This is a genomic window from Pseudomonas sp. 1D4, assembly GCF_001728925.1.
GTDB classification, from domain to species: Bacteria; Pseudomonadota; Gammaproteobacteria; order Pseudomonadales; family Pseudomonadaceae; genus Metapseudomonas; species Metapseudomonas otitidis.
On the sequence record NZ_LXJQ01000042.1, the window covers coordinates 17,150 to 36,231 of the forward strand.

General features: G+C 65.8%; 13 protein-coding genes. 9 read left to right on the top strand and 4 right to left on the bottom strand.

Annotated elements, in window-relative coordinates:
- Positions 1-97: 97 nt before the first annotated feature.
- Positions 98-937 (top strand): 23S rRNA (adenine(2030)-N(6))-methyltransferase RlmJ, encoded by an 840-nt coding sequence (locus tag A7D27_RS19590; RefSeq protein WP_069562816.1) that lies wholly within the window; start codon positions 98-100, stop codon positions 935-937.
- Positions 938-1,000: 63 nt separating this feature from the next.
- Here A7D27_RS19590 and msrA read toward each other — a convergent pair whose 3' ends face one another.
- Both msrA and A7D27_RS19600 read right to left on the bottom strand, forming a co-directional pair.
- A complete protein-coding gene (msrA, locus tag A7D27_RS19595) occupies positions 1,001-1,648 on the bottom strand; it encodes a peptide-methionine (S)-S-oxide reductase MsrA (protein ID WP_069562815.1) in 648 nt (215 codons plus the stop codon).
- 63 nt (positions 1,649-1,711) lie between these two features.
- On the bottom strand, positions 1,712-4,411 hold the full coding sequence (locus A7D27_RS19600; RefSeq protein ID WP_069565825.1) for a bifunctional diguanylate cyclase/phosphodiesterase: 2,700 nt from the start codon (positions 4,409-4,411) through the stop codon (positions 1,712-1,714).
- Positions 4,412-4,491: 80 nt separating this feature from the next.
- On the opposite strand from A7D27_RS19600, the gene A7D27_RS19605 reads away from it, so the two are divergent.
- Positions 4,492-5,022 carry a hypothetical protein gene (locus A7D27_RS19605; protein WP_107328978.1) on the top strand — a complete coding sequence of 177 codons (531 nt, stop codon included), beginning with the start codon at positions 4,492-4,494 and terminating at the stop codon, positions 5,020-5,022.
- Between the two features lie 181 nt (positions 5,023-5,203).
- Here A7D27_RS19605 and aceF read toward each other — a convergent pair whose 3' ends face one another.
- On the bottom strand, positions 5,204-7,171 hold the full coding sequence (gene aceF, locus A7D27_RS19610; RefSeq protein WP_069565826.1) for a dihydrolipoyllysine-residue acetyltransferase: 1,968 nt from the start codon (positions 7,169-7,171) through the stop codon (positions 5,204-5,206).
- Positions 7,172-7,182: 11 nt separating this feature from the next.
- Entirely contained in the window at positions 7,183-9,828 is a 2,646-nt protein-coding gene (aceE, locus tag A7D27_RS19615; protein ID WP_069562812.1) for a pyruvate dehydrogenase (acetyl-transferring), homodimeric type, read from the bottom strand.
- Positions 9,829-10,066: 238 nt separating this feature from the next.
- Here aceE and glnE point away from each other — a divergent pair, with 238 nt between their 5' ends.
- The 7 genes from glnE (at position 10,067) to A7D27_RS19650 (ending at position 19,080) form a co-directional block, all read left to right on the top strand.
- Complete coding sequence (gene glnE / locus A7D27_RS19620) at positions 10,067-13,015, top strand: bifunctional [glutamate--ammonia ligase]-adenylyl-L-tyrosine phosphorylase/[glutamate--ammonia-ligase] adenylyltransferase (RefSeq protein ID WP_069565827.1); 2,949 nt, start codon at positions 10,067-10,069, stop codon at positions 13,013-13,015.
- Between the two features lie 42 nt (positions 13,016-13,057).
- Entirely contained in the window at positions 13,058-13,981 is a 924-nt protein-coding gene (locus A7D27_RS19625) for a branched-chain amino acid transaminase (protein WP_044400969.1), read from the top strand.
- Positions 13,982-14,074: 93 nt separating this feature from the next.
- Positions 14,075-15,112: a lipopolysaccharide heptosyltransferase II gene (waaF, locus tag A7D27_RS19630; RefSeq protein ID WP_069565828.1), complete on the top strand. Its 1,038-nt coding sequence runs from the start codon at positions 14,075-14,077 to the stop codon at positions 15,110-15,112.
- Entirely contained in the window at positions 15,109-16,170 is a 1,062-nt protein-coding gene (gene waaC / locus A7D27_RS19635; RefSeq protein WP_069562809.1) for a lipopolysaccharide heptosyltransferase I, read from the top strand. The genes waaF and waaC overlap by 4 nt, the downstream gene beginning before the upstream one ends.
- Positions 16,170-17,291 carry a glycosyltransferase family 4 protein gene (locus tag A7D27_RS19640; RefSeq protein WP_069565829.1) on the top strand — a complete coding sequence of 374 codons (1,122 nt, stop codon included), beginning with the start codon at positions 16,170-16,172 and terminating at the stop codon, positions 17,289-17,291. The genes waaC and A7D27_RS19640 overlap by 1 nt, the downstream gene beginning before the upstream one ends.
- Positions 17,288-18,094 carry a lipopolysaccharide core heptose(I) kinase RfaP gene (rfaP, locus tag A7D27_RS19645; RefSeq protein WP_069565830.1) on the top strand — a complete coding sequence of 269 codons (807 nt, stop codon included), beginning with the start codon at positions 17,288-17,290 and terminating at the stop codon, positions 18,092-18,094. The genes A7D27_RS19640 and rfaP overlap by 4 nt, the downstream gene beginning before the upstream one ends.
- Positions 18,094-19,080, top strand: coding sequence for a glycosyltransferase family 9 protein (locus tag A7D27_RS19650; protein WP_083265711.1), 987 nt, complete (start codon positions 18,094-18,096; stop codon positions 19,078-19,080). The genes rfaP and A7D27_RS19650 overlap by 1 nt, the downstream gene beginning before the upstream one ends.
- Positions 19,081-19,082 lie beyond the last annotated feature (2 nt).

Here is a 19,082-nt window from a genome sequence, read left to right on the forward strand (position 1 = left end):
TGAAGGCCGCCTAGCAACATCCATGAGGGTGATGCAGCGGCCAAACCCGGCCTGGGTCGCGGCTGGTAAACTGCGCGCCTCGCGAGGAAACCATGCCATGAACTACCGTCACGCCTTCCACGCCGGCAACCACGCCGACGTGCTCAAACACCTGGCCCTGGCCCGGATGATCGCCCTGCTGTCGCGCAAGGACGCTCCCTTCGCCTACCTGGACAGCCACGCCGGGGTCGGCCTCTATGACCTGGCCGGCGACCAGGCCAGCCGCACCGGCGAATGGGAGGAGGGCATCGGCCGGCTGTGGGGCCGCGATGACCTGCCGGCTCCGCTGGCGGACTACCTGGGCACCGTGGCCGCGCTGAACCCGTCGGGTGCGCTGCGCTACTACCCGGGCTCGCCTGAGGTGGCGCGCCGGCTGATGCGCCCCCACGACCGTCTGGTGCTGAACGAGATGCACCCGGAAGACGGCCAGGCGCTGAAGGAGAACATGGCCGGTGATCGCCGGGTGACGGTGCGCCTCGGTGATGGCTGGCACCTGCCGCGGGCGCTGCTGCCGGCAGCGGAGAAGCGCGCGCTGATGCTGATCGATCCGCCGTTCGAACAGGCCGATGACCTGGAGCGCTGCGTGACGGCGCTGAAGGAGGCGATTGGCCGGATGCGCCAGACGGTGGTGGCGATCTGGTACCCGATCAAGGACGAGCGCCAGCTGAAGCGCTTCTACCAGGGGCTGTCGGCGTCCGGTGCGCCCAAGCTGCTGCGGGCGGAGCTGATGGTGCACCCGACGGACAACAGCATCGGCCTGAACGGTTCGGGGCTGGCCATCGCCAACCCGCCGTGGGGCCTGGAGGAGGAGCTGCGCGAGGTGCTGCCCTGGCTGGCCGGTGAACTGGCCCAGAGCCAGGGCGACTGGCGGTTGGACTGGCTGATCGCCGAGGGCTAGCAGACTTCCGCAGCGCCGATGGCGTTGCCGCTGCGGCGCTCAGGGTGCGATCAGTACTCGGGGTCAGGCCGGCAGGCAGACGCCGGTGCCGCCCAGCCCGCAGTAGCCGTTGGGGTTCTTGGCCAGGTACTGCTGGTGGTAGGCCTCGGCGTAGTAGAAGGCCGGTGCTTCGGCGATCTCGGTGGTGATGGCGCCGAAGCCGGCCTTGTCCAGTTCGGTCTGGAAGCGTGCTTCGCTGGCACGGGCGGCCTGGAGTTGGGCGTGGCTGGTGCAGTAGATCGCGGAGCGGTACTGGGTGCCGATGTCGTTGCCCTGGCGCATGCCCTGGGTGGGGTTGTGCGCCTCCCAGAACACGGCGAGCAGCCGTTCGTAGCTGATCACGCGCGGGTCGAATACCACCAGCACCACTTCGGTGTGCCCGGTGAGGCCGGAGCAGACTTCGTCATAGGTGGGGTTGGGGGTGTGGCCTCCGGCGTAGCCGACGGCGGTGCTCCAGACCCCTTCCTGTTGCCAGAAGCGCCGCTCGGCGCCCCAGAAGCAGCCGAGGCCGAACACGGCCTGTTCCAGCCCGGCAGGGAAGGGCGCTTGCAGCGGGTGGCCGTTGACGTAATGAGCTTCGGGCACTGGCATCGGGGTCTCACGGCCGGGCAGCGCCTGGGCGGCGGTGGGCAGTTCGATCTTGTGGGCGAGGATCTGTGAGCGCAGGACCATGGCGTTCTCCTGAGGATGGGGCTGGTCGATAGACCCGCTTCGGGTCCTGATGTTACAGCGGCGTCAGTGAGCCGTGCGGCAGGGGTAGCGGTGCAGGCTCTCGATGAGCTGGGCGCCGGGAATGGGTTTGTCGAACAGGTAGCCCTGGCCGACGTCGCAGCGCTGGCGGCGCAGGAAGCCCAGTTGCGCGGCGGTTTCGATGCCTTCGGCGACGACTTTGAGCTTGAGCTTGTGGGCCATGGCGATCACGGCGGCGGTGATTTCCATGTCGTCGGAGTTGTCGGGGATGTCGTTGATGAAGCTGCGGTCGATCTTGATGACGTCGATGGGGAACTTCTTCAGGTAGCTCAGGGAGGAGTAACCGGTGCCGAAGTCGTCCATCGCCAGGGTCAGCCCGAGTGCCTTGAGGCGGTTGAGCTGCAGGCGGGTGTCGTCGGTGGCTTCCAGCAGCAGGCCTTCGGTCAGCTCCAGTTCCAGCAGCGCGGGGGGCAGTTCCTCTTCCTGGAGGATGGCGGCGATGGAGCCCACCAGGTCGGGGTCGCTGAACTGCTTGGGCGAGAGGTTGATGGCGACCTGCACCTGGCCGAGGCCAGCGGCGCTGAGGCGGCGGCTCATGCGGCAGGCTTCGCGGATCACCCATTTGCCGATGGGGATGATCATCCCGGTCTCTTCGGCGACGCTGATGAACTGGTCCGGGCGGATCATGCCGCGCTCGGGATGCTGCCAGCGCAGCAGCGCTTCCATGCCGAGCAGTTGGCCGCTGCGCAGGCACAGCTTGGGCTGGTAGAAGACGTCCAGCTCGTTCTGCGCCAGGGCGCGGCGCAGGTTGTTCTCGACGAAGAGCTTGTAGCTGGCCTCGGCGTTGAGGGTTTCGGTGAAGAGTTGCAGTTGGTGCTTGCCGTTGGCCTTGGCCTTGTGCAGGGCGAGACCGGCGTGCTTCATCAGGGTCTGCGGGTCACGCCCGTGCTGAGGGGCGCAGGCGAGGCCGAGGGAGCCGGTGACGCTGATCAGCTGGTTGTCGACGAACAGGGGCTTGTCCAGGGTGCGGAGGATCTGGCCGGCGGTCTTCTGGCCGGTCTCCAGGTCGGCGCCGTCGAGCAGCACGGCGAATTCGTTGCTGGCGAAGCGGGCGAGGATGTCGCCGGGGCTCAGGGTGTTGCGCAGGCGCCGGGCGAGGCTGACCAGGAGCTTGTCGCCGGTCTGGTGGCCGAGGCTGTCGTTGATCCGCTTGAAGTTGTCGATGTCCACCAGCAGCAGGCAGAGAGGCGATTCCTGTTCGTGGCGGAAGCGCTCTTCGAGGCTGCGGATGAAGTAGGGGCGGTTGCCGAGGCCGGTGAGGTTGTCGGTGTAGGCCAGCTTTTCGATGCGCTGCTGGGCCAGTTTGTTGTGGGTGATGTCTTCGTAGATGCCGATGTAGTGCGTCAGCTCGCCGTTCTCGCCGAACACCTTGGAGATGGACAGCTGGCCCCAGTAGGGCTCGAGGTTCTTGCGGCGGCTGCGGAATTCGCCCTGCCAGCTGTTGCAGGTGCTGAGGCTGGAGCGGGCGTCGAACAGCAGGTCGCTGAGGTTCTCCAGGGCGGGCAGGTCGGAGAGGCGGCGGCCATGGACTTCGTCGGCGCTGTACTGGGTGATGGCGGTGAAGCTGGGGTTGACGTATTCGACCAGGCCGTCGCGGTCCACCAGCAGGAAGGCGCTGGCGCTCTGCTCGACCGCACGCTGGAACAGGTGCAGGGCGGTGGTGGCGTCGAGGCGCTGCTGGTTGACCAGGACCTGGGCGAACTGGTCGGCCAGTTCGCCGGCGAAGGCGATCTCGTCGCTCTGCCAGACGCGGGGAGCGCCGGTGTGTTCCAGGCACAGGACGCCGACCACTTCACCGCCGATGCGCACACTGGCATCGAGCAGGGCGACGACGCCGGAGGGCTTGAGGTATTCCTCCTGCAATTCGCTGGTGCGGGGGTCGCGCTGGGCGCTGTGGGCGTCGATGGCGCGGCCGCTGTGCAGGGCTTCCAGGTAGCGCGGGAAACGGCTGACGTCCATCGCCGGCGGCAGTTCGTGGTGCCCCTGGTCGCGCAGGTAGCGGCTGACCGGGCGCAGGGTGCTGCCTTCGAGCATCCACAAGGAGGCGCGGGCGACTTCGTAGGCTTCGCAGGCGGCCTGGGTGATCAACCGTGCGGCTTCCTGCGCCGGGTCACCCGCGCTGTAGCGGTGGCGGGCCAGGCGGACGATGAGGCTCTGCTGGGCGCGGGAGCGGATGAGGTGTTGCAGGTGGTCTTCCTGGGAGCGCTGATACAGCTCCAGGGAGCTCTTGAGGCGGGCGTTCTGGGCTTCCAGCTCCTGCATCTGCTGGGCGTGGTCGGATTCTTCTGCCGCAGTGTCCACCAGCAGCAGGTAGCCCCGCAGCAGCTGCCGGCCGTGCTGCTGGAAGGCTTCGCCGATCTCCAGCAACTGGATCACGCCATCGGGGCCGTGAAGCGGGTAGTGCACCTGGTAGTTGGCGCCGGAGACCAGTTGCTGCTGGATGTCGTCATGCAGCCGGTAGCGCGACTCGGGGTTCATCAGGCTGGCGTAGGGCGAGCCCACCAGGGCGCAGAGCTCGGTGGCGGGCAGGCCGATATGGCGTTCGCAACTGGCATCGAGGAAGAGCATCGCCCAACTGGCCTCGTTCAGCCGCTCGAAACGCATGAGGCCAAGCCGCGAAGGGACTGGCAACTGCGTCACAACCTCGGCCACCGTACGGCTGGCGGCATCGGGATGGCTTTTCATCGGGCGGGTGGGTTCCAGTATGCTGGCCGAGTTCGGGCTTCGGCCCACTTCTAAAATTTGGCGTCGGGCAAGGGTGCATCATGCTGATGGGGCTGACAAGACAACTGGGTGGGGCTTTGTTGCTGTGTGGGCTGCTTTTTTCCGTTGGAGCGCGCGCGGCGGAGACGCAGCCGGCCCTGAGTAGCGAGGAGCAGGCGCGCTACCTGTCCGAACTGAAGCGTCTGTACATGACCTCCGATGAGCGCAAGGCGTTGTTCGCCCATGCCAATTCGCTGCTCAGCACCTATGCCTTGAGCGCCGGTTACCAGGTTGGCCAGGCGGATCGTCGGGACCTGCGCTACCAGCTCAGCCTGGCGCGCCCGGGCGAGCTGATGCTGCGTGAGGAAACCCGCGCTGCCAATGGCACCGGGGTGGCGGTGCACAACCGCTTGCTGCCGGTGTTCGGCGTCGATCCGAGCATCAGCTACGAGTGCCCGCGTGGCGGCATCAGCTGCACCTTCAATGCGCCGGGCAGCAACGCGCCGCTGCTGACCATCGTGCGGGACGTGAAGGGCGCCGGCGAGCTGGCCAAGGCGCTGAGCTTTCTGATCCGCAACGTCCAGAAGGGTTGAGTTCCGGGGCCTTCCTCGGCCCTTGGCAACCGTTCTTTTCTTCTTCCTTGCCTTGCATCCTGCCGCGCATTTGCGCGGCGGGTGGTTGTTGTCTGCCCCTCTGTTTCGCACTCAAAAAAAACCCCGCCAATCGGCGGGGTTGAGGTACGAGCCTGACGTGCTCGCAATGAAGCAAAGGGTGTTACAGCAGCATGGTGCGGATGTCCGCCAGTACGTCACCGAGGCGCTTGGTGAAGCGCGCGGCGGCGGCGCCGTTGATCACGCGGTGATCGTAGGACAGCGACAGTGGCAGCATCAGGCGAGGCTGGAAGGCCTTGCCGTCCCACACTGGCTGCATGGTGGCCTTGGAGACGCCGAGGATCGCCACTTCGGGTGCGTTGACGATCGGCGTGAAGCCGGTGCCGCCAATGTGGCCGAGGCTGGAGATGGTGAAGCAGGCGCCTTGCATGTCGTCGGCGGAGAGCTTCTTGGTGCGCGCTTTCTCGGCCAGGGCGGCGGCTTCGGCAGCGAGCTGCAGGAGGCTCTTCTGGTCGACATTGCGGATCACCGGGACCAACAGGCCGTCCGGGGTGTCCACGGCAAAGCCGATGTGCACGTACTTCTTGCGGATCAGTGCCTTGCCGCTGGGGGCGAGGGAGCTGTTGAAGTCCGGCAGTTCCTTGAGCAGGTAGGCGCAGGCCTTGAGCAGCAGCGGCAGGACGGTGAGCTTGACGCCCGCCTTCTCGGCCACGGCTTTCTGGGCGACGCGGAAGGCTTCCAGCTCGGTGATGTCGGCGGAGTCGAACTGGGTGACGTGGGGCACGTTGAGCCAGCTGCGGTGCAGGTTGGCGGCACCGACCTGCATCAGGCGGGTCATGGCCACTTCTTCGATTTCACCGAACTTGCTGAAGTCCACGGTGGGGATCGGCGGGATGCCGGCACCACCGGTGGGCGCGGCGGCAGCTGCCGGGGCGTCCTTGGCCTTCTGCATGATCGACTTCACGTAGGCCTGCACGTCTTCCTTCAGCACGCGACCGTGGGGGCCGGTGGCCGGAACGGCCGCCAGGTCGACACCGAACTCGCGGGCCAGTTGGCGAACCGCCGGGCCGGCGTGGACCTTGGCACCGCTGGAGCGGGCCGGTACGCCGGTGGTGTTGGCGGCGGCGGCGGACAGCGAGGCAATCGCCGAGACCTCGGCGGCGGCCACCGGGTGGGCGCCTTCCGGTACGCGGTGCAGCGGTTGCTGCTGGGCGGCCGGCTCGGCAGCCGCGGCGGCGCCTGCGGTCTTGAGCTTGAGGATCAGGTCGCCGGTGCCGACTTCGTCGTCCAGCTTGACGATGACGCTTTCCACCACGCCGGCGGCGGGGGAGGGGATTTCCATGGAGGCCTTGTCGGACTCCAGGGTGATCAGCGATTGGTCGGCTTCGACGGTGTCGCCGGCCTTGACCATGACTTCGATGACCTTGACCTTGCCGCTGGTGCCGATGTCCGGCACATGGACGTCCTGCACGCTGGAGCCCGAAGCAGCCGGGGCTGCTGCGGGGGCCGCAGCCGGTGCCGGCGCGGCGGCAGGTGCAGCGGCCTGGGCCGGTGCCGGGGCAGCAGCGCCACCCGCGACCTTCAGCTTGATGATCAGGTCGCCGGTGCCGACTTCGTCGTCCAGCTTGACGATGACGCTTTCCACCACGCCGGCGGCGGGGGAGGGGATCTCCATGGAGGCCTTGTCGGACTCCAGGGTGATCAGCGATTGGTCGGCTTCGACGGTGTCACCGGCCTTGACCATGACTTCGATGACCTTGACCTTGCCGCTGGTGCCGATGTCCGGCACGTGAACGTCCTGCACGCTGGAGCCCGAAGCGGCCGGGGCCGGTGCGGCAGCGGGCTTTTCCTCGGCCTTGGCGGCCGGGGCAGCAGTCGGAGCAGTGGCTGCGGCGGCACCTTCGACTTCCAGTTCCAGCAGTTCGTCGCCTTCCTTGAGGCGGTCGCCGAGCTTGACCTTGAGGCTCTTGATCACTCCGGCCTTGGGCGCGGGGATCTCCATGGAGGCCTTGTCGGACTCCAGGGTCAGCAGGCTCTGGTCGGCTTCGATGCGGTCGCCGACCTTGACGAACAGTTCGATCACTTCACCTTCGCCGCTGCCGATGTCGGGTACGCGAATCAACTCACTCATCGCTACGCTCCTTAGCAGTCCAGCGGGTTACGTTTTTCGGGGTCGATGCCGAACTTGGCGATGGCCTCGGCCACTACGCGCGGTTCGATCTCGCCACGGTCTGCCAGGGCTTCCAGGGCGGCCAGCACAACCCAGTAGCGGTCCACTTCGAAGAAGTGGCGCAGCTTCTTGCGGCTGTCGCTGCGGCCGAAGCCGTCGGTGCCGAGCACCTTGTATTCCTTGCTCGGGACCCACTGGCGGATCTGGTCGGCGAACAGCTTCATGTAGTCGGTGGAGGCGACGACCGGGCCTTTGCGGCCGGTCAGGCACTGCTCGACGTAGGTCTGCTGGGGCTTCTGCTCCGGGTGCAGGCGGTTGCGACGCTCAACGGCCAGGCCGTCGCGACGCAGTTCGTTGAAGCTGGTGACGCTCCAGACGTCGGCGGCGACGTTGTATTCGTCACGCAGGATCTTCGCGGCTTCGCGGACCTCGCGCAGGATGGTGCCGGAGCCCAGCAGCTGCACATGGTGCGCGGCTTCCTTCTTGTCCTCTTCGAGGAGGTACATGCCCTTGATGATGCCTTCCTCGACGCCCTCGGGCAGCGCGGGCTGCTGGTAGGCCTCGTTCATCACGGTGATGTAGTAGAAGACGTTCTGCTGCTCTTCGGTCATCTGGCGGATGCCTTCACGCACGATCACCGCCAGCTCGTAGCCGTAGGTGGGGTCGTAGGTGCGGCAGTTGGGGATGGTGGCTGCCATGATGTGGCTGTGACCGTCCTCGTGCTGCAGGCCTTCGCCGTTGAGGGTGGTCCGGCCGGAGGTGCCGCCGATCAGGAAGCCACGGGCACGGCTGTCGCCGGCCGCCCAGGCCAGGTCGCCGATGCGCTGGAAGCCGAACATCGAATAGAAGATGTAGAACGGCAGCATCGGCTGGTTGTGGTTGCTGTAGGCGGTGCCGGCCGCGATGAACGAGGACATGGCGCCCGCCTCGTTGATGCCCTCTTCGAGGATCTGGCCCTTCTTGTCCTCCTTGTAGAACATCACCTGATCCTTATCGACGGGCTCGTAGAGCTGGCCGACGGAGGAGTAGATGCCCAGTTGGCGGAACATGCCTTCCATACCGAAGGTGCGGGCTTCGTCCGGGATGATGGGGACGATGCGCTGGCCGAGTTCCTTGTCCTTGACCAGCTGCGCGAGGATGCGCACGAAGGCCATGGTGGTGGAAATTTCGCGGTCGCCGGTGCCGTCGAGGATGGCCTTGAGGGTGTCCAGCGGCGGAGTCGGGATGCTGAAGCTGTTGGCACGGCGCTGGGGCACGTAGCCACCCAGGGCGGCGCGGCGCTCATGCAGGTACTTGTGCTCGGCGCTGCCCGGCTCGGGGCGTACGAAGGGCAGTTTTTCCAGGTCTTCGTCGCGGACCGGGATGTCGAAGCGGTCGCGGAACTGGCGCAGGCTGTCCACGTCCACCTTCTTGGTGTTGTGGGCGGTGTTCTGCGCTTCGCCGGCACCGGTGCCATAGCCCTTGATGGTCTTGGCGAGGATGACGGTGGGCTGGCCGGTGTGATTCACGGCCTGGTGGTAGGCCGCGTAGACCTTGTACGGGTCATGGCCGCCACGGTTCAGCTTCCAGATCTCGTCGTCGGAAAGGTCCTGGACCATTTCCTTGAGTTCGGGGCTGTTGAAGAAGTTCTCGCGGACGTACGCACCGTCCTTGGCCTTGTAGTTCTGGTATTCACCGTCGACCACTTCGTCCATGCGGCGCTGCAGGGAGCCGTCCTTGTCCTTGGCGAACAGCGGGTCCCAGAAGCGGCCCCAGACGACCTTGTTGACGTTCCACTGAGCACCACGGAACACGCCTTCGAGTTCCTGGATGATCTTGCCGTTGCCGCGAACCGGGCCGTCGAGGCGCTGCAGGTTGCAGTTGATGACGAAGATCAGGTTGTCCAGCTTCTCGCGGCCGGCCAGAGAGATGGCGCCGAGGGATTCGGGCTCGTCGCACTCGCCGTCGCCCATGAAGCACCAGACCTTCTGCTTGCCGGCGGGGATGAAGCCGCGGGCTTCCAGGTACTTCATGAAGCGGGCCTGGTAGATCGCCTGGATCGGGCCGAGGCCCATGGACACGGTGGGGAACTGCCAGAAGTCCGGCATCAGCCACGGGTGCGGGTAGGAGGAGAGGCCCTTGCCGTCGACTTCGCGACGGAAGTTCTGCATCTGTTCTTCGCTCAGGCGGCCTTCCATGAAGGCGCGGGCGTAGATGCCGGGGCTGGCGTGGCCCTGGTAGAAGATCAGGTCGCCGCCGTGCTCCTCGGTGGGAGCCTGGAAGAAGTAGTTGAAGCCGATGTCGTAGAGGGTCGCCGAGGAGGCGAAGCTGGAGATGTGGCCGCCCAGGTCCGGGTCTTCGAGGTTGGTACGCATCACCATCGCCAGTGCGTTCCAGCGCACCAGGGAGCGAATGCGACGCTCCATGAACAGGTCGCCCGGCATACGTGCCTCGTGGGAGACCGGGATGGTGTTGCGGTACGGGGTAGTCGTGGAGTAGGGCAGCTTGGTGCCGCTGCGGGCGGCCAGCTCACCCATGCGGGTCAGCAGGTAGTGCGCGCGGTCTTCACCTTCTTTGTCGAGTACGGACTCCAGGGCGTCCAGCCATTCCTGGGTTTCGACGGTATCGAGGTCTTGCATGGCTTGCTCCAGGGCGGAAAGGCTTCCAGAATCGGATGCCTATGTTCACTGCCGGCCTTTTGGGCAGGCAGAAGCTAATTCTTGGATTAACCGGGGGTCGAACCGGCCTCGTGTAGTTTTACTACAAATCGACGGCGGATTCAGCTCTCTGGGCACAATCTTTCGTAGTAAAACTACAGACCAACGATGCGAGGCCTCTGGAACCGAGGCCCGGCGCGCGCCGATCACAGGATAGACCATGAGCCTGCCCCCGCTTGTCGCCCTGCCCCACCTGCTGCAACCCATTGCCGAGCGCGCCCGGAACAGCTTTATCGCTGAGCTGGAGCACCTCCCTGAGTCGCTGCGCGAGGCATTCGCACAGTGGCCCGAAGCCCGTTGGGAGGCGTTCCGCCGGGTCTGTGCAGCCAGTGACTTCGTGACTGAACAGGTGCGTCGTGATCCGGCCATGTTGGTGCAGTTGGTGGAGTCGGGCGGGCTTGAATGTACACTCGAATCAGGAGAATTGTGTACAAAAATCGATGCACTCCTTGTTGATTGCGCAGACGATGAGGCACTAGGCCGCTGCCTGCGGCGTTTTCGCAACCAGCAACAGGTGCGCATCATCTGGCGCGACCTGACTCGCCAGGCCGATCTCGCCGAAACCTGCCGCGACCTCTCCAGCCTCGCCGACGCCTGCATCGATCGCGCCTACCACTGGCTCTACCAGCGCCACTGCGCCCAGTTCGGCACACCCATCGGCCGGCGCTCGGGGGAGCCGCAGCACATGGTCATCCTGGGCATGGGCAAGCTGGGCGCGCATGAGTTGAACCTGTCCTCCGATATCGACCTGATCTTCGGCTACCCAGAGGGCGGCGAGACGGAGGGCGCGCGCCGTGCGCTGGACAACCAGGAGTTCTTCATCCGCCTCGGGCAGCGCCTGATCAAGGCGTTGGACGCCATTACCGTCGATGGGTTCGTGTTCCGTGTGGACATGCGCCTACGCCCCTATGGTTCCTCCGGTGCGCTGGTGCTCAGCTTCAATGCGCTGGAGCAGTACTACCAGGACCAGGGGCGGGACTGGGAGCGCTACGCGATGATCAAGGCCCGAGTGGTGGGGGGCGACCCTGTTGCCGGGGCGCAACTGCTGGAGATGCTGCGGCCGTTCGTCTACCGCCGCTACCTGGACTTCTCTGCCATCGAGGCGCTGCGTTCGATGAAGCAGTTGATCCAGCAGGAAGTCCGCCGCAAGGGCATGACGGAGAACGTCAAGCTCGGCTCGGGTGGTATCCGCGAGGTGGAGTTCATCGCCCAGGCCTTCCAGCTCATCCATGGCGGGCGTGACCTCAGCCTGCAGCAGCGTCCGCTGCTGAAGGTCCTGGCCACACTCGCGGGCCAGGGCTACCTGCCGGGCAAGGTGGTCGACGAGTTGCGCGAAGGCTATGCCTTCCTGCGCTACACCGAGCACGCCCTGCAGGCCATCGCTGATCGCCAGACCCAGATGCTGCCGGACGACGAGCTGGACCGCGCACGCGTTGCCTTCATCATGGGCTTCGACGACTGGGCAGCGTTCCATGAGCGCCTGATGTACTGGCGGGGCCGGGTGGAGTGGCATTTCCAGCAGGTGATTGCCGATCCCGATGAGGACGAGGCTGGCGGTGCCGGTGAAGCCTGCATCGGTGCCGAATGGCTGCCGCTCTGGGAAGAGGCGCTGGACCCTGAGAGCGCCGAGCGCCAACTGGAGGAGGCGGGCTTTCGCGATGCCCCAGCTGCCTTCAAACGCCTCACCGATCTGCGTAATGGCCCCCAACTGCGTGCCATGCAGCGCCTGGGGCGTGAGCGTATGGATGCCTTCATTCCCCGGTTGCTGGCAATGACCGTCGAGCACGCCACCCCCGACCTGGTGTTGGAGCGGGTATTGCCGCTGGTGGAAAAGGTCGCGCGACGCTCCGCCTACCTGGTCCTGCTGACCGAGAACCCGGGCGCCCTGGAGCGCCTGATCACCCTCTGCGCCGCCAGCCCCTGGATCGCCGAGCAGATCGCCCGCTACCCGTTGTTGCTGGATGAGCTGCTGAACGAGGGGCGTCTCTATCACCCGCCACTGGCCCCCGAACTGGCGGCCGAACTGCGTGAGCGCCTGACGCGGATCCCGGAAGACGATCTGGAGCAGCAGATGGAAGCGCTGCGGCACTTCAAGCTGGCCCACAGCCTGCGGGTCGCGGCCTCGGAAATCGCCGGCACATTGCCCCTGATGAAGGTGAGCGACTACCTGACCTGGCTGGCCGAGGCGATCCTCGACCAGGTGCTGGATCTGGCCTGGCGCCATACTGTGGCGCGCCACGGCACGCCGCGCCGTGCCGATGGCTCGGCCTGCGACCCCGATTTCATCATCGTCGGCTACGGCAAGGTCGGCGGACTGGAGTTCGGTCACGGTTCCGACCTGGACCTGGTGTTCATCCACGACGGCGACCCCCAGGCCGAGACCGATGGCGCCAAACCCATCGATGGTGCGCAGTTCTTCACCCGCCTTGGGCAGCGCATCATTCACCTGCTGACCACTCAGACCACCTCCGGAGACCTGTACGAAGTGGACATGCGCTTGCGGCCTTCCGGTGCTTCGGGGTTGCTGGTGAGTTCCCTGGGTGCCTTCCGGCGTTACCAGGAAAGCGAAGCCTGGACCTGGGAGCACCAGGCTCTGGTGCGAGCGCGGGTGCTGGTGGGCTGCCCGCGCGTTGCGTCGGCCTTCGAAACGGTCCGCCTGGCTGTGCTCGGGCGTGAGCGCGACATCGACACCCTGCGCCGCGAAGTGAGCGAGATGCGCGCCAAGATGCGCGACAGCCTGGGCAGCCGTGCGACCGCTGCCGGCACCGGCGAGAATGCCTTCGAAGCCGCATCGCCGTTCGATCTGAAGCAGGACGCCGGCGGTATCGTCGATATCGAATTTATGGTGCAATATGCGGCCCTCGCCTGGTCGCGACGGCATTCTGAGCTGGTTCGCTACACCGACAACATCCGCATTCTGGATGGCCTCGGCGCTGTGGGCCTGCTGACCGCCGAGACCGTCAGCCTGCTGCAGGAGGCCTACAAGGCCTATCGTTCCGCAGCACATCGCCTGGCCCTGCAGAAGCAGCCCGGCGTGGTGAGTGGGGACCAGTTCCAGGCGGAACGCCACGGCGTGATGCGGATCTGGCGCGAGTTGGGCTTGAGCTGACTCGCCGTGCTGAATCAATCGAACCTTTGAGGAGCTGGCAATATGTCGATGGCCGACCGTGATGGCGTGATCTGGTATGACGGCGAACTGGTGCCGTGGCGCGATGCGACCACCCACGTCCTGACCCACACCCTGCACTACGGCATGGGCGTGTTCGAAGGCGTTCGCGCCTACAACACCCCGGACGGCACTGCCATCTTCCGCCTGCAGGCCCACACCGACCGCCTGTTCGATTCTGCCCACATCTTCAACATGCAGATCCCCTTCACCAAGGAGGAGATCAACGAAGCCCAGCGCGCCGCCGTCCGCGAGAACGGCTTGGAAAGCGCCTACCTGCGCCCCATGGTGTTCTTCGGCAGCGAAGGCATGGGCCTGCGTGCCTCCGGGCTGAAGGTGCATGTCATCGTCGCCGCCTGGCACTGGGGCGCCTACATGGGCGAAGCCGCGCTGGAAGCAGGTATCAAGGTGCGCACCAGCTCCTATACCCGTCACCACGTCAACATCGCCATGACCCGCGCCAAGGCCAACGGCAACTACATCAACTCCATGCTGGCCCTGCAGGAAGCCATCTCCGGTGGCGCCGACGAGGCCATGCTGCTTGACCCGGAAGGCTACGTGGCCGAGGGCTCGGGCGAGAACATCTTCCTGGTCAAGGATGGCGTGGTGTACACCCCGGAAGTGACCTCCTGCCTCAACGGCATCACCCGCAACACCGTCCTGACCCTGGCCGGCGAGCTGGGCATCAAAGTGGTCGAGAAGCGCATCACCCGCGACGAGGTGTACATCGCCGACGAGGCCTTCTTCACCGGTACCGCCGCCGAAGTGACCCCGATCCGTGAAGTGGATGGCCGCCAGATCGGTGCCGGCCGTCGCGGTCCGGTGACCGAGAAACTGCAGAAGGCCTACTTCGACCTGGTGACCGGCAAGACTGCCGCCCACGGTGAATGGCGCACCCTGGTCAAGTAATCCGACTGAGCTGCATACCGCAAGCCGCAGGCTGCAAGTGGGCGACCGCTTGGAGCTTGCGGCTTGTCGCTTGAGGCGTGAAGCTGCCCGTTTATGAAAATTCTGATCGTAGGCCCCTCGTGGGTCGGTGACATGGTGATGGCCCAGACGCTCTTCCAGTGTCTGAAGGCGCGCCATGGCGACTGCGAGATCGACGTCCTGGCCCCCGAGTGGAGCCGCCCCATCCTCGAGCGCATGCCGGAAGTCCGCCAGGCACTGAGCTTCCCGCTCGGGCATGGCGTGCTGGAACTCGCCACCCGCCGGCGCATCGGCAAGTCCCTGGCTGGCCAGTACGACCAGGCCATCCTGCTGCCCAACTCGCTGAAGTCGGCCCTGGTGCCGTTCTTCGCCGGGATTCCCAAGCGCACGGGCTGGAAGGGCGAGATGCGCTACGGCCTGCTCAATGACATCCGCACGCTGGACAAGGCCCGTTACCCGCTGATGATCGAACGCTTCATGGCGCTGGCATTCGAGCCCGGCGCCGAGCTGCCCCAGCCGTATCCCCGCCCGTCCCTGCGCATCGAGGCACAGAGCCGCGACGCCGCCCTCGGCCGCTTCGGCCTGGGACTGGATCGCCCGGTCCTGGCCCTGTGCCCCGGTGCCGAGTTCGGCGAGGCCAAGCGCTGGCCGGCCGAACACTATGCCAAGGTGGCGGAAGTGAAGATCCGCGCCGGTTGGCAGGTGTGGCTGTTCGGCTCGAAGAATGATCACCCCGGCGGCGAAGACATTCGCATGCGCCTCATTCCCGGCCTGCGGGAAGAGGTGGTCAACCTGGCCGGGCAGACCAGCCTGGCCGAGGCCATCGACCTGCTTTCCTGCGCCGAGGCGGTGGTCTCCAACGACTCCGGTCTGATGCACGTTGCTGCTGCCCTGAACCGCCCGCTGGTGGCCGTGTACGGCTCCACCTCGCCGCAGTTCACGCCGCCGCTGGCCGAGCACGTCGAAATCGTCCGCCTGGAGCTGGAGTGCAGCCCCTGCTTCGAGCGCACCTGCCGCTTCGGGCACTACAACTGTCTGCGCCAGCTCAAGCCACGCCCGGTCATCGAGGCCCTCGAGCGTCTGTTGGTGGACTCCATCGAGGTCGCCGGATGAGGGTTCTGCTGGTCAAGACCTCTTCCCTGGGTGATGTGATCCACACGCTGCCGGCCATCACCGATGCGGCACGTGCCATCCCTGGCATCCAGTTCGACTGGGTGGTGGAGGAAGGATTCGCCGAGATTCCCGCCTGGCACCCGGCGGTAGCCCAGGTCATCCCGGTCGCGATCCGCCGCTGGCGCAAGAACCTGTTCCAGACCCTGCGCAGTGGTGAGTGGGGTCGCTTCAAGCGGCGCCTGCGGGAAACCCGCTACGACCTGGTGATCGACGCCCAGGGGCTGTTCAAGAGCGCCTGGCTGACCCGCTACGCCAAGGCTCCGGTGGCCGGGCTCGATCGCGAATCCGCCCGTGAGCCCATCGCCGCGCGCTTCTACGACCAGCCCCATGCCGTCGCCTGGGGGCAGCACGCTGTCGAGCGGGTGCGTCAACTGTTCGCCAAGGCACTGGACTACCCGTTGCCACAGAGCACCGGTGACTATGGCCTGAATCGCGCGCAACTGGCGGATGCGCCGAGCGCCGCGCCTTACCTGCTGTTCCTGCATGGCACCACCTGGGACACCAAGCACTGGCCCGAAGCCTACTGGCGCGAGCTGGCCGAGCGGATCTGCGAGCATGGTTGGAACCTGCGCCTGCCGTGGGGGAATGCCGCAGAGAAGGCCAGGGCCGAACGCCTCGCCGAAGGCCTGGACGGCGCCGCCGTGCTGCCGCGCCTGTCCCTGGCCGGCATGGCCAAGGTGCTCGCCGGCGCGCGCGCCTGTGTGGCAGTGGATACCGGGCTGGGGCATCTGGCTGCTGCCCTGGATGTGCCGACCCTGTCGCTCTATGGCCCGACCAACCCGGGCTTCACCGGTGCCTACGGGCGTTCGCAGGTCCACCTGGGCAGCGACTTCCCCTGTGCGCCCTGCCTGAAGAAACAGTGCGCCTACCAGCCGAGCGAAGAGGAGCGCCGTCGCTTCGACCTCAAGCGCGAGCAGCCCCTGTGCTTCACCCGGCTGAACCCGCAGCGGGTGGCCACCCAGCTGGAGGCCCTGCTGCTGACCGAGGACTCCCACTGATGCAACTGGCCTTCGTGCTCTACAAGTACTTCCCCTTCGGCGGCCTGCAGCGCGACTTCATGCGCATCGCCCAGGAATGCCAGCGTCGTGGTCACGCCATCCGCGTCTACACCATGATCTGGGAAGGCGACGTGCCGGACGGCTTTGACGTGCGGGTCGCGCCGGTCAAGGCGCTGTTCAACCACAAGCGCAACGAGAAGTTCACCGCCTGGGTCGAGGCCGACCTGGCGCGTCAGCCGGTGGAGCGGGTGATCGGCTTCAACAAGATGCCCGGGTTGGACGTCTACTACGCCGCCGACCCCTGCTTCGAGGACAAGGCGCAGACCCTGCGCAACGGCCTGTACCGTCGCTGGGGGCGCTACAAGCACTTCTCCGACTACGAGCGCGCGGTGTTCGCCCCCGAGTCGAAGACCGAGGTGCTGATGATTTCCGAAGTGCAGCAGCCGCTGTTCGTGAAGCACTACGCCACCCCAGCGTCACGCTTCCACCTGCTGCCACCGGGCATTGCCAGTGACCGTCGTGCTCCGGCCAATGCGGCGGACATCCGTGCCGAGTTCCGCCGGGAGTTCAAGCTGTCCGACGACGACCGGCTGCTAGTGCAGATCGGCTCCGGGTTCAAGACCAAGGGGCTGGACCGCTCCCTCAAGGCGCTGGCGTCCCTACCGCGGGAGTTGCGCAAGCACACCCGGCTGATCGTCATCGGCCAGGACGACCCCAAGCCGTTCCTGCTGCAGGTGAAGGCCCTGGGCATTTCCGACCAGGTGGACATCCTCAAGGGGCGTAGCGACATCCCACGCTTCCTGCTGGGTGCCGACCTGCTGATCCACCCCGCGTACAACGAGAACACCGGCACGGTGCTGCTGGAGGCGCTGGTGGCCGGCCTGCCAGTACTGGTCACCGACGTTTGTGGCTATGCCCACTACATCGACGAGGCCGATGCTGGCCGTGTGGTGCCCAGTCCCTTCGAGCAGGACACCCTCAGTCGCATGCTTGCCGAGATGCTCACCGACGACGCGGCGCGCCAGCGTTGGTCGGCCAATGGCCTGGCATTCGCCGATCATGCCGACCTGTACAGAATGCCCCAGCGGGCGGCCGACCTGATTCTCCAGGAGCGTCCATGAAGCTGGAACTGAGGGCGCCTTTCGAGCAGTTGTGGCGCGGGCGTGACGCCTTCGAAGCGGTAGAGGCCCTGCAGGGCCAGGTCTATCGCGAGCTGGATGGCCGCCGCACGCTGCGTACCGAGGTCGACGGGCGGGGCTACTTCGTCAAGATCCATCGCGGCATCGGCTGGGGCGAGATCCTCAAGAACCTGGTGACCGCCAAGCTGCCGGTGCTCGGCGCCGGCCAGGAGTGGCGGGCGATCCATCGCCTGCAGGAGGTGGGCGTGCCGACGATGACCGCCGTTGCTTTCGGCGAGCGCGGCGACAACCCGGCCCAGCAGCACTCCTTCATCATCACCGAGGAACTGGCGCCGACCGTCAGCCTCGAGGACTTCTCCCTCGACTGGCCGCGCAACCCGCCGCCCCTGGCGCTAAAGCGCGCGCTGATCGACGAGGTGGCGCGAATGGTGCGTGAGATGCACCGCGCGGGCGTCAACCACCGCGACTGCTACATCTGCCACTTCCTGCTGCACACCGACCGGCCGGTGACCCCGAGCGACTTCCGCCTGTCGGTCATCGACCTGCACCGCGCCCAGGTCCGCCCGAGGCTGCCGCGCCGCTGGCGCGACAAGGACCTGGCTGCGCTCTATTTCTCGGCCCTGGATATTGGGCTGACCCGACATGACTGGCTTCGCTTCCTGCGGGTCTATTTCGACCGGCCATTGAGCGAGGTCTTGCGCCAAGAGCGGCCCCTGCTGGCCCACCTGGCTCGCAAGGCGGCGAAGCTCTATGCGCGCAAGCAGCGCTATGGAGATGCACTGTAATGCCGAAAGGGACGGTAATGATTGGGACTGGAATCAAGATCGCACTCGTTTCATGCCCCGCCCTGGGGGACACCACCCTCTACCTGCGCCTTGCCTGGCGTTTACAGGCGGCGGGGGTAGAAGTGACGCTGGCGTCAGCGTCGCTGGCATCGGTACGTGAGTACCTGCCGGGTCTGGTCATTGTGGGTGAGCAGGTGCCGGATGTGCGCGCGCTTGCCGAGCAGAACGACTTGGTCATCTGTGCCGTTGACTGGCTGGTGAATGTGGTCCGAACGGATATCGACCTTACGTCTCTTCCGAACGTCGCGTTCCTGGCCGGCAAGAAGTTGCCTGTAGCCCACCGGCTGCATGAGCGCCCAGTGACGTTGCGGGGCGAACTCGTTCCAGGGGCTCACAACGTGATCTGCCGGGATCCCAAGGCCGGTAAAAGCATGGTGGAGTGGATGGACCTGTACGCCGAGGAAGTGTTGGGGCTCGACCTCGCGCAGCCCTTGTCTGGCTTTGCTTCGCTGCCTGAACCGGGGAGTGATGCAGGGCGGCGCGTGGTGATCTTCCCGACTACGCCCCACGCCAGCAAGAACTACTCGACCTCTGGGTTCCGGCGGCTGGCCCGCCTCCTCGTAGCAAGGGGGTGGCATGTCGAGTTCGCAGGTATCCCCGTCGAGAAAGAGGCGCTCCAGGCCCAGTATCCTGGTTTCGTCGTGAATGCCTTCGCCGATCTGAAGGGACTTATCGACTACCTGCGAACGTGCTCCGTTGTCATCAGCAATGACTCAGGTGGAGGTCACTTGGGTTCCTTGCTGGGTTTGAGGACATTCACAATCACGCGTCGTCGCCCCGATTTCACATGGCGGCCTGCATTCAACCCATGCAGTCGTGTCATCAGTCCGCTGTTCACCTTCAAGTGGATGGGTAAAACAATCTGGCGCCCCTTCATTCCGCTGGGGCGAATCCTGCGGGATATGCAATTGTCGGAGAAGCGTTAACG